Source organism: Limnothrix sp. FACHB-406 (genome assembly GCF_014698235.1).
GTDB lineage: Bacteria > Cyanobacteriota > Cyanobacteriia > CACIAM-69d > CACIAM-69d > CACIAM-69d.
The window spans coordinates 461752-472125 of record NZ_JACJSP010000001.1 but is presented as its reverse complement, the minus strand read 5'-3'; the positions used below and the strand labels follow the sequence as shown (position 1 = coordinate 472125).

Here is a 10374-nt window from a genome sequence, read left to right as displayed (position 1 = left end):
TTACAAGCCTTGGAAAACGTTGATATGTCTACTGAGATACCGGTGTGATTGAGCTTGAAAAATAGGTCTCTCATGCTCATCAAACCTTGATCAAGAATGAAGGTCAACCAGATCTCAAAAAATCTCCGACTGCTGAGTACTGGGTAATCATGCTCAGGTAAGCTTTTGAGAATAGGTTTGACGATTTGAGAGAATGAGCGTAACATTGGTGTACTACTTTTTGATTGTTTGGGGTAAGAATTACATCTTCTTACCCCTTTTTTATAACCTGAATCTGTCATTCAACACTTCTGGATCTTAATTGCTTATGCCATCTTGCAGTTAATAGAATTGCCGCAATTCTATAGTCAGACGCTACTAGATAAATTGCGATATTTGCAAGTTGTACTCGGTCGCTATGGCTCAATCAGTCATTGGAGCTATGATTTACTGCCAGAAACTCTTGTTGCCTAGAGTATGAAGTTTTGTGTTTAGATTCAACACTTCTGCCTCCTGCGTTATTTCCGCCAACCGCAATACAGTTGAATCTTCAGATATTTGATTTTGCTGATAATCCAATCAAAGCTCCCGAATCAACTGAGCAATCTTCCCCGCTGCCTGAGCTGACCGACGAGAGATCTCTCCAAGAGCAAGTCAAACCGCCTGTCCGTAGATCCAGATCGCCCGCCCGTAGATCCAGACTGCCCGTCGATAAAGTCGATAAGAGGGATTCATCTGGTATTCCTTGGGGGTGGCTTCTGGGTTCTGTGATCGCTTACACAATCATTGGGATTGGTGTCAGTGTGCCACCATCACCACTAATCAACTGGGCTTTGGCTGTGGCTTGGGCTTTGGCTGTGGCTTGGGCTTTGGCTGTGGCTTGGGCTTGGGCTTGGGCTTGGGAGTTGGAGTTGGTGTGGGCTGTGGTTGGGGCTTGGGCTTTGGCGGTGCTTGGGGCTGGAGTAGCTTTATGGCAGGGATCTTGGGAGTTGATTGGTGGTTATGGATTTGTGTTTGTAGGTCTGTGGTGGGGGAGCTGGCCCCTGACCTTGGGTATGCTCTCAGGATTCGCGGCTGGGGAAATGAAAGACCGCAAAGGGTTAGCGATTGTTTTGCCAACCCTGGCGGCTGGAATCGGATTGGCGGTCGGGTGGTGGATCTATCGCGCCGTGCATCCCGCCTAGATGGTTTTGGAGGAAATGCAGTCGCGGAAAACAACAAGTGAGACAACGCTGCACCCAGGAGATTCGGTTAGATGGCGATCGCTGCGAAATTGCTGCTGAATTGCATCATCTCGTACACCATCATCGGGATTGGTGTTAGCGCCTCAGTCACCCAACTGCCATCGCTTAGCGGGTTGGTTTTCATCGCAGTTTTAGCCGGGTCTGGAGCTTGTTTTTGGGCTGAATATGCAGCTCTTGACTATCTACTTAATGTGCTTGGCCATGCCTTTAGACTGACATCTAGACTGTTTCCAAATCTGATATCTACACCGCAAGATCGCACCTCAAAAGCTCTATGGGATATCGTGGGTGCTGCTGCATTGCTGGCTGTGAGGGCCGTGGCGATCGCCTGGACTGTCGCTGGGGCTGGGGTCGTTCTGTGGCAGGGATCCTGGGAATTGGTCAGTGGCTATGGATGGGGGTTTGCGGCGCTCTGGTGGGTGAGCTGGCCCCTCAGCTTGGTTCTGTTCCCAGAATTCACAGTTGACAACCTGGGAATCAACAAAAGATTAGCCGTTACTTTGCTCACCCTAGCGGCTGGAGTCGGCCTCGCGATCGGGTGGTGGATCTATCGCACCTTGCATCCCGCCTAGCCAGTTTGAATTGAGTTGCTAAACTCTCAGTTCAGCAAACGATTTTCCTAAAAACTTAATCTTTTTCTGTATTCTGACTTCCTAATTTCAGCTCCATGAAAATTACTCATCTTACAGAAAATCTTGATAAGAATTTTTAGAAACAATTGACCTGAATTCTCCACGTCCGGGTTACCTTCAACAGAGTCTCAACGACCCAAAATCATCGAGTCGATCGCCCCAAAAATCCGCCCCAGCCCGATCGCACGGCTTTCGGCACTCAGCCAATCACCCCAACCAACCATCCATCAGCCCCAGAGAAGTCCCAGCCCAGACGCAGAAATTTTCACCTCGCATTTCTGAATTTTCACTAGAAGCAAGTGAATTTTTCAGCAACCATGCGCCAGAAACTGCGCGGCAACCTAGACAACTGGCTCAGGATCCATCCCAAGTGGGCCCCAGGGTGGCAAAAATACGAAAATCGTCGTTGACTGGTGGCGGATTCACCATCACCCTGGCAACAATCATTTACAAGTCACCCAGATTTGGTGTTTATTGGATCGGCTGGTCATCGATCAACGCTACATCTTGCGTTGATCGATGACCAGCGGCCTTTCGTGTCGTCTCAACTGTTGTTCACAGCCAATCCCATGGTGCAAGAACTGAACCGCGCTCAGCAGCAACCCGTCGATTTCCCTGACCACGCCCCCACCGCCTACCCGGTGTTTTACCGCACCTACAGCCGTCGGATGGACGGGGAGCGGGAATCGTGGCAGCAAACGACCGATCGCACCCTGCGCGGCTTGGTCAAGTTGGGCAATCTTTCCGATCAGGAAGCGAGCCTGCTCGATCGAATGCAGAAGCGGATTGTGGCGCTGCCGTCGGGGCGTTGGCTGTGGGTTGGGGGCACGGACTGGCTGGAAAACCCACAAAACTTTTCAGGAGCCTACAACTGCACCAGCACCAATGTCATCGACTGGAAAGCCTTTGGGCTGATGATGGACTTGGCGATGATGGGCTGTGGCACGGGCGGCGTGCTGGAACCGCGCTACATTGAACAGCTCCCGCCAGTGCGCAACTCAATCACCGTGACGGTGACGGGCGAGCTGGGTACGGTTCCGGTGGGTCAACGCTTGCAGGAAACAACGGTGGATATCGTTGGCAACGCGGTGCGCGTGGTGGTGGGCGACAGTCGCCAGGGCTGGGTGAAGTCGTACCAAACCTTGCTGGATCTGTGCAGCGATGAGCGCTTTGATGGTGAAGTGCAAGTGGCGATCGACCTCAGCAACGTCCGGCCGGCGGGCGAAACGCTCCGGGGCTTCGGCGGCGTGGCTAACCCGATCAAGCTGCCGGAACTCTACGATCGGGTGACTCGCATCTTGAACCGGGCGATCGGTCGGCAACTCACCTCGGTGGAATGCTGCCTATTGATCGACGAAGCGGCTGTCACAATTGTAGCAGGTAACATAAGAAGAAGTGCCGGAATGCGTCAGTTCAACAGCACTGATGAACTGGGAGCCAAAGCCAAAGATAACTTATGGCAGCAGGATGAGGCGGGGAATTGGCGAATTGATCCCGATCGCGACTCACTTCGGATGGCGAATCATACCCGTGTTTTTCATCAAAAACCCACAGAAACGGAGTGCATCGACGCGGTTCGCAAGCAGTTCTATTCCGGCGAAGGTGCAATTCAATGGGCTGGCGAAGCGATCGCCCGCAGCAATGCCGATTTAATCGCTGGAGACGATGAAAAGAAAGCATTCATTCTTGCTTTTCAAGAAGGAAATGGAAAAAAATGGCTTGCTCAAAAAAGCAGTGAAATTGACGAAAAAGAATTAATTCATAGGCTTGAACGCATTGGACTCAATCCCTGCGGCGAAATTTTGGGTTCTGATTTTCACTGCAATTTGTCAGAGATTCATCTCAATCAAATTGACCCAAAGGATTACAAAACCCAAGAGGATGCCTTCAAGGCTGGGGCCTTGTCGGTGGCAGGTTTGCTCAACCACCGGTTCCAAGAAGAGCGCTACCAATACAGTCGATCGATTGACCCGATCGTGGGCGTTTCCTTCACTGGTTTGTTCGATTTCTTTGTGCAAGCCTTTGGGGTCGATTGGTTGCGCTGGTGGGAAGCGGGTCGCCCGGACACCGTGCAAGGTTTGGAATTTAAAGATCAGGAGCGGCAATACCTCAACCGTTGGCGGGAAATTGTCCACCAAACGGTTTGGGACTACTGCGATCGCCACGGTTTGCGCCGCCCCAACCGCTGCACAACGGTGCAACCCTCGGGCACAAAATCGCTGTTGACGGGGGCTTCACCCGGTTGGCACCCACCCAAGGCCGCGCGGTTCATTCGGCGGATCACGTTCCGCAAAAACGATCCGGTGGCGTTGGCTTGTCTGGACTATGGCTACAGTATTGTGCCGTCCCAGTCCGATAAGGATGAAAACGGCAACTTGCTGAATGATCCGTTCGATCCGCGCTGCACTGAGTGGCTGGTGGAAATTCCGGTGGCGGTGTCTTGGGCAGACTTGCCGGGGGCGGACACGATCGCGATCGAGCAGTTCAGCGCCCTGGCTCAGTTTGACTTCTACATGCAGGTACAAACCCACTACACCACCCACAACACCAGCGCCACAATCGAACTGCGGGAGCCGGAAATCGAACCGTTGGGCCGCCGGATTCACCAGGCGATCCAAAACGATGAGGGCTATATCTCGGCGGCGTTGCTGGCCCGGTTTGACGATCTGCAAACCTTCCCCCGGTTGCCCTTCGAGCCAATTTCGCGGGAAACCTATCAGGAAATGCACGATGCAGTGCTGCAACGGCGGCGGATCAGTAGTTTCCATGAGGCCCTGCGACGCTATGACAAGGGCGAAATGGCGGAAGCGGGCCCGGCGGGCTGCGATTCGGACAAGTGCCTGCTGCCAGAAACGAAGGGCTAGGGCCAGGGGCGATCGCGCCGGTTGAGGCTGGGGCTGTGGTGGTCAGCCCAAATGGCTGATTTTCAGCGCCCCGGCCATCCTAGACTAAAGTCTGTCTTGGGTTGGTTTTGGGGTGATTTTGAGTTCGATCATTGCGAAATGGCGCGATCGGTTGTGCCACATGCCGAATGCTGCTGAGTTATATCAGCAATTAGCAACGGATTTGTGGGCCGCCGGTCAACTGGCCGCGGCCGATCGCGCCTTGGCCCAAGCATTGAAATTAGCCCCCGATCGCGCCAGTTTTTGGGTGCAGCGATCGGCCCTGGCTCACCAATTGGGAAACATTCAACGAGCGGCAACCGATCAGTGGCGGGCCCTGGAACTTGACCCGCAATTGGTGAGCAGTCGTGACCATTTGCAATTGGGTAATCAACTGGCTCAGCAGGGAAAATTAGCCCAAGCTCGCCAGTGCTATGAGTGGGCGATCGCCCAAGATCACCAATGCTGGGAAGCCTATTTTAACTGGGGTTGGGTTGCCCAAAAAAGCCAGGATTTTGCGGCGGAAGTTCAGATTTACCAACGGGCGATCGCTCAGGGTTGTCCCGATCCAAGACTGCCCGATCGCTTGGCCCAAGCCTGGGCTCGGCTCGGCAAAGCGGCCTATCTCGATCGAGCCTATGACCAATCTATTCAGGCCTATCAAAACGCCCTGAATCTCAATTCCCAACAAGCCAGCTACTGGAGTGATTTGGGTTGTGCTTTAACCGCAATGGGGCAATGGACTGAAGCAGAAACAGCGCACCAAAAAGCAATTGCCCTTGATTCTCAAGCTGCCAATTATCATTACAATTTAGGAAATTTCTATTGGAAAAAGGCTGATTATTTACAAGCCATTTCAGCCTTTCAGAATGCGATTCAGCATAATCTGCAAGATGCCAAAAGTCATTGGAATTTAAGCCATATTCTCTTGGCGTTGGGGCAACTCACTGAAGGATTTCGAGAATATGAATGGCGCTGGGCAACGGTGCAACCACCCCCAGAATTACCCCATCCCCAATGGCAAGGAGAATCGCTACATGGCCGCACCATTCTCTTGCAGGCAGAACAGGGGCTAGGAGATTCTTTGCAATTCATTCGCTATGCGGATTTATTAGCAAGCTGGGGAGCAAACATTTGGTTTAGTGGCCCTGCCGTTTTGCATCGACTTTTTGCCCAATTACCCGCCATCGATCGGGTCTTGCCGGTATTGGAACCAGGGCAAATTCTTCCCGGCGTAGACTATCGATCGCCCCTCTTGAGCTTGCCCCACCAATGCAAGACCGATTGGGCAACAATTCCCAACAAAATTCCCTACTTAACCGTTGATCCTGCCTGGCCACTGCCGCCACCTTTCAAGGAATTACCCACAAAACCCAAAAAGATTGGCATTGTTTGGGCGAGTGGCTATCGAGTGGAAGACGAACTGCATGATATCTATCTTGATAAGTCCCTACCTTGCGAGCTTTTGCTGAAAGCTTTGCAGGAATTTCCAGTGATGCTTTATAGCTTACAAGTTGGAAAAAATGCCCAGGACTATCAACCCTTGATCGGTCAATTTCCAAACCTCAATTTAGTGGATTGCAGTCCCTGGATTCAGGACTTTGCGGATACGGCGGCCATTTGTCAACAGCTTGATTTGTTGATCTCGGTGGACACTTCGGTGGTGCATTTAGCGGGTGGGTTGGGCAAGCCCACTTGGGTGTTGCTGCCGGCCCGCTGTGATTGGCGGTGGCTGCTCGATCGCCCCGATTCTCCTTGGTATCCCACCATGCGGCTGTTTCGACAAGCAAAACCGGGCGATTGGTCAGAACCCTTGCAACAGGTGCGATCGACCCTGAATCATTGGTTGACCGCATCCTAGATTCCGATCATGGTGATTGCCTTGAGTTAAAGATTAGGTCACAGGGTGAAGACGAAATTGCAGGTTAGATCGAGCAATGTAAATTGCCAGATTTTTGCGAAAACTTGAAATTCTCCTGATAGTCCACAGGGCAATCAATCACAGCAGGCACAGAATCTGCCAAGGCCTGTTTCAAAATCGGCATTAAGGCTTCATTAGACTCCACCCGATAGCCTTTTAAGCCCATACTTTCGGCAAATTTCACAAAATCAGGATTGCCAAATTTGATGTAGCGCGATCGCCCAAAGGCATCCTGTTGTTTCCACTCAATGAGTCCGTAGCCACTGTCATTGAAAACCAACGTGACAAAGGGAGTGCCAATGCGCAGGGCGGTTTCTAATTCCTGGCAATTCATCAAAAAGCCACCATCACCAGTCACGGCCAAAACCTTGCGATCGGGATGCACCAGTTTGGCGGCCACGGCTCCCGGAATTGCGATGCCCATGGCTGCAAACCCGTTGGAAATGAGGCAAGTATTGGGGCGATCGCAGTGGTAATTCCGTGCAATCCACATCTTGTGGGCCCCCACATCGGAGATCAGAATATCTTCGGGGGCCAGCACTTGCCGAATGTCGTAAACAATTTTTTGAGGCTTAATCGGAAATGCTCGATCGCCTGCATATTGTTCATAATCCTCACGAATTTCAGCCCGCAATTGAACCGCAAAGGGTTCTGGTTGGTGGGAGCGATCGGTACGTCGCAACAGCTCCAACAACGAGTCAGAAATATCGCCTACCACTTCCACTTGGGGGATGTAGCTACTATCAATTTCAGCGGGCATTGCACCCACATGGATAATTGGAATAGAGCCGTAAGGATTCCAGCGCTTGGGTGAATATTCCACCAAGTCATAGCCGATCGCAATGATCAAATCAGCGGCTTCAAATGCACAGGTAATAAAGTCCCGTTTTTGGAGTCCCGTTGTCCACAGGGCTAAGGGATGAGTGTAGGGAATAATGCCCTTACCCATGAAGGTGTTGACCACCGGAATTTGCAATTGGGTGGCAAACTCGGTGACCGCTTGATCGGCCCGGGCCCGAATGGCTCCATTGCCGGCCAGAATCAGGGGATTTTTTGCTTTAGCAATCAGGTTCGCTGCTGAATTGAGGGCACTGAAAGAAGCAAAAGTTTTTTCGTTCTGATCCGTGGCTAAGGGTTTGCCTTCCACGGCCATGGCAGCAATATTTTCGGGCACGTCAATATAAACAGCGCCGGGTTTTTCACTTTGGGCCCGTTTGAAGGCTTTGCGAATAATTTCCGGGGTGTTGCTGGGGCGAACGACTTGGCTGCTCCATTTGGTAATTGGGGCAAAAATTGACACCAAATCCAAATATTGATGGGATTCAATATGCATTCGATCGGTGCCCACTTGTCCCGCGATCGCCACGACCGGTGACCCATCCAAATTGGCATCGGCCACACCAGTAATCAGGTTGGTGGCTCCGGGGCCCAAGGTGGATAAACAAACCCCAGCTTTGCCGGTTAATCGACCATAAACATCAGCCATGAAAGCGGCTCCCTGTTCATGGCGAGTGGTGATGAATTGAATTGAAGATTGGCTGATCGCTTCTAACAAATGAAGGTTTTCTTCTCCAGGCAGTCCAAAAATATATTGCACGCCTTCGTTTTCAAGGCATTTGACCAATAATTCTGCGGTATTCATAGATTAGGTTCCGGGATCGTCAATGGTGGTTGTTTAAACGAGTCAATTCCTGAGAGTCAATTCCTGAAGGACGACGGTAGCTGTGGGTCATAGCAAGGGGCAGATCGTCACGGGAGCAAGGGGCTGAAGCCCCTTGTCTTCTTCAATTTTTTCAAATGCCTAGTGAACCCAAACGGTTTTGGCGTTCATAAATTCCAACATGCCCTGACGAGCGAGTTCACGACCATAGCCGGAACGTTTGATGCCGCCAAAGGGCAATCGCGGATCCGATTTCACCAGGCTATTGACAAACACAGCGCCCGCTTGTAGTTGTTGAATTCCTTGCTCAATTTCTGAAGAATCCGTAGTCCAAATGCTGGCCCCCAAACCGAAGGGTGTGTTGTTAGCTAGGGCGATCGCCTGGTCGAGGGTTTCGGTGTGGAAAAGGAGGGCAACGGGGCCAAAGAATTCCTCTTGGGCGATCGGGGCGTTGGGGGGCAAGTCCGCCAGCAGAGTTGGGGGATAGAAGTGGCCGCCTTGCAGGGAGGGCGGCAGACGATCGAGCAGAGCCGCCCGATCGCCCCCAACCACCACCCGGGCCCCGGCAGCGATCGCCCGGCTCACTTGGTCTGCCAACTCCTCCAGAATTGAGGCCGTGGCCAGGGGCCCCAACTGGGTTGCGCGATCGCCCGGATCGCCAACCACCAACCGAGCAAAGGCTTGGGCAATGGCTGCTTCAAAGGCCGGCCCGATCGATCCCACGGTGATGAATCGTTTGGCGGCGATGCAGGTTTGGCCATTGTTCAGCATTCGCGACGCGACGGCCGTGGCCACCGCTTGCTCAAAATCGGCACTGGGGCAAACGATGAGCGGGTCGCTGCCGCCCAACTCCAGCAGGGTTTTTTTGAGGTGGGTTCCGCAATGGCTCGCCAGGGCGCTGCCTGCCCCTTCGCTGCCGGTGAGGGTAGCCGCCGCCACGCGCGGATCCGCCACCAAGGCCGCCACCCGATCGCTCCCGATCAGCAAGGTTTGGAAGATACCCGCCGGAAAGCCCCCCGCCAAAAATAAGTCCTCTAGCTTTTGGGCCACCTGCGGCACGTTGGACGCATGTTTCAGCAGGGCCCCGTTACCGGCCATCAGGGCCGGAGCGGCAAAGCGAAACACTTGCCAATAGGGAAAGTTCCAAGGCATGACGGCCAAAATGAGGCCCAAGGGTTGATACCGAATAAAGCTGCGGTGAGCATCGGTTTCAACCATTTCATCCGCTAAAAATTCGGCTGCTTGATCGGCATAAAAACGACAAACGGCGGCGCATTTTTGCACCTCCCCGATCGCTGCGGTTAGGGGTTTTCCCATTTCCAAAACAGCTAACTGGGCGAGGGCTTCGCAGTCCGTTTCCAGGCGATCGGCCACTTGGTTTAACCAGGCTGCTCGTTGGGCGATCGGCACAGTTTGGTAAGCCTGAAAGGCGCGATCGGCTAACTCCAGTTTGGTGGCTAATGCCTGATCCGTGAGGGGTTCAAAACTTTGAACCCATTGCCCTGTTGTGGGATTGATGGTTGCGATGGCCACTGGACACCTCCTAGTTTGTCCATCTCTGATCAGAACCTCTCTAGAACTGATCCAGAACTCATTAAGGACTGATCAAGCACTAATCAAGCACTAATCCAGTTCTAACTCAAAAGCTGATTGAAGGGTCAACAAAGGGCTAGTCAAATAAAAATAACAGCAAAAAACAACGAGTAATTAAGCACTAATCAGTGGGCAATTCAAATTGATTATGAACATCAATTGTGAGCATCAATTGAGAATGCCAAATTATTGTTCAGAAATTGCTGAAGTAATCAATAAAAAAACAATGAACAGGAATCAAATAATCAAGATCGAAAAAAGAATTGAAAAATCTGAAAGAAATTCATGATCGATCATGATCGATTCATGTTTCATTCAACACCTATTGCTATCCTAGATGGGTTTTGGGGCCCAATTCTCGGTACTTCACAAAAACCGTGTAACCTTATACAAAACTACATCATGCCCAATCACACCAACCGTTAATGGGCCGTGAATGGGTCACTAGGGTGCAGCGCTTTAC

6 protein-coding genes and 1 pseudogene are annotated in these 10374 nt (G+C 51.9%); 4 read left to right on the top strand and 3 right to left on the bottom strand.

Annotation, left to right across the window (positions count from 1 at the left end; all coding sequences use genetic code 11):
- A pseudogene (locus tag H6G53_RS18565) lies at positions 1–206 on the bottom strand (IS4 family transposase); the annotation flags it as partial.
- A 540-nt stretch (positions 207–746) separates the two neighbouring features.
- On the opposite strand from H6G53_RS18565, the gene H6G53_RS01900 reads away from it, so the two are divergent.
- The 4 genes from H6G53_RS01900 to H6G53_RS01885 all read left to right on the top strand — a co-directional run bounded on the left by H6G53_RS01900 (position 747) and on the right by H6G53_RS01885 (position 6598).
- A complete protein-coding gene (locus tag H6G53_RS01900; RefSeq protein ID WP_190530743.1) occupies positions 747–1163 on the top strand; it encodes a hypothetical protein in 417 nt (138 codons plus the stop codon).
- A gap of 344 nt (positions 1164–1507) precedes the next feature.
- Positions 1508–1795 carry a hypothetical protein gene (locus tag H6G53_RS01895; protein ID WP_190530742.1) on the top strand — a complete coding sequence of 96 codons (288 nt, stop codon included), beginning with the start codon at positions 1508–1510 and terminating at the stop codon, positions 1793–1795.
- A gap of 629 nt (positions 1796–2424) precedes the next feature.
- Positions 2425–4719 (top strand): ribonucleoside-triphosphate reductase, adenosylcobalamin-dependent, encoded by a 2295-nt coding sequence (gene nrdJ / locus H6G53_RS01890; protein WP_190530741.1) that lies wholly within the window; start codon positions 2425–2427, stop codon positions 4717–4719.
- Between the two features lie 160 nt (positions 4720–4879).
- Positions 4880–6598, top strand: a complete 1719-nt coding sequence (locus H6G53_RS01885) for a tetratricopeptide repeat protein (RefSeq protein ID WP_190530740.1) — start codon at positions 4880–4882, stop codon at positions 6596–6598.
- Positions 6599–6662: 64 nt separating this feature from the next.
- On the opposite strand, the gene H6G53_RS01880 is transcribed toward H6G53_RS01885, so the two are convergent.
- Together H6G53_RS01880 and H6G53_RS01875 are read right to left on the bottom strand one after the other, a co-directional pair.
- Positions 6663–8300: an acetolactate synthase large subunit gene (locus H6G53_RS01880; RefSeq protein WP_190530739.1), complete on the bottom strand. Its 1638-nt coding sequence runs from the start codon at positions 8298–8300 to the stop codon at positions 6663–6665.
- A 159-nt stretch (positions 8301–8459) separates the two neighbouring features.
- Complete coding sequence (locus tag H6G53_RS01875) at positions 8460–9851, bottom strand: aldehyde dehydrogenase family protein (RefSeq protein ID WP_190530738.1); 1392 nt, start codon at positions 9849–9851, stop codon at positions 8460–8462.
- Positions 9852–10374 lie beyond the last annotated feature (523 nt).

What these genes read in the sequence shown, in the direction of transcription:
- nrdJ (WP_190530741.1), top strand. Translation starts at nt 2,425, where the DNA reads ATGGTGCAAGAACTGAACCGCGCTCAGCAGCAACCCGTCGATTTCCCT.
- H6G53_RS01885 (WP_190530740.1), top strand. Translation starts at nt 4,880, where the DNA reads ATGCCGAATGCTGCTGAGTTATATCAGCAATTAGCAACGGATTTGTGG.
- H6G53_RS01880 (WP_190530739.1), bottom strand. Translation starts at nt 8,300, where the DNA reads ATGAATACCGCAGAATTATTGGTCAAATGCCTTGAAAACGAAGGCGTG.